Annotated in this window: 2 protein-coding genes; both read right to left on the minus strand. The window is 54.4% G+C overall.

Annotated features, from left to right (window positions below; genetic code table 11):
- Positions 1-342 (minus strand): UDP-N-acetylglucosamine 2-epimerase (locus MPRO_RS24650; RefSeq protein WP_369406759.1); only part of this gene is annotated, 342 nt, incomplete at its 3' end.
- Positions 343-800: 458 nt separating this feature from the next.
- On the minus strand, positions 801-1,082 hold a 282-nt coding region (locus tag MPRO_RS24655), incomplete at its 5' end, for an arsenate reductase/protein-tyrosine-phosphatase family protein (protein WP_216821372.1).

Below are 1,082 nucleotides of genomic sequence, written 5' to 3' on the forward strand. Positions count from 1 at the left end.
CTGTTGATAGTAGGCAGCCAGGCTGGTGGCCAGCGTTGTGGTCGTATCGCCATGCACCAGTACCCTGGCCGGCTCAAAGGCCTGTAGCACTGGAGCCAAACCATTTAGCACAGCACAGGTCACTTCGGTCAGGTTCTGCCCGGGTTTCATGATATTCAGATCGTAATCGGGAATGATCTGGAACAGCTCAAGGACCTGATCCAGCATCTGCCGATGCTGGGCAGTAACGCAAACCCGGGCTTCAAACCGCGCATCCGCTTGCAACGCCCGCACCACCGGCGCCATCTTTATCGCCTCAGGACGGGTACCAAACACCAGCAAAATTTTAATCGGATCTTGCATCACAGCGCCTAACTCCCTGTAAAAGATGTTTGATGATCCGCAGCGCTATCCCCCAGAGGCAGACAAACAGATGCGTTTTCGCTCTCCCATCGAGTTTATCGCCGCGCCTCATCGCAGGCTGTGCAACGACGCCAATAGTAACCCGCGTTAAAAAATGTTTGGAATAGGGCTTGTGCGAAAGCAACCAATGCCAGATGCCGGACCCGCCTGCAAGACTGATGTGTACCATGGACTACCCTTCGTTGACGCAGAGCCTGGCGACCAAGCCCGAAGGAAAGCATAGGCGACGGTGCAGGAGTCAACAAAGTATTTACTCTTCGAGGGGATCACCAACAGCGCCGAAGCCCCTCTGATGGCGGGCGCAGCAGACGATCAACTTCTGCTCTATGGTTTCGACATCCCCAGTCAGCACATCGCCAAGGCGCCCAACAAGCAAGCCAACACCTTATTGCATAGCCTTAGTCTGGGCTCCTTCGCCTGTAGGAGCGATTCGCCAGGTACTGCTTGATCAAGTTCTCGGTGGCATTCTCGATAATGGCGTAGCAGTGCTCGAAATAGGCCTTGCCGTATATATGGGGATCATGAATATGTAATCTCCGGGGCCTGGCCCAATTCCCAAGCAGCGCAATTTGTGCATCGCTGTTGCCAAGCATGCCTTGCAGCCAGTGTGCATGGCGCAACTCCATGACCAGTAACAGATCCGTATCCAGCAGCTTGAAGTCGGTAAAGTCCGTGGTCAA

The organism is Marinobacterium profundum (genome assembly GCF_001528745.1).
GTDB classification, from domain to species: domain Bacteria; phylum Pseudomonadota; class Gammaproteobacteria; order Pseudomonadales; family Balneatricaceae; genus Marinobacterium_A; species Marinobacterium_A profundum.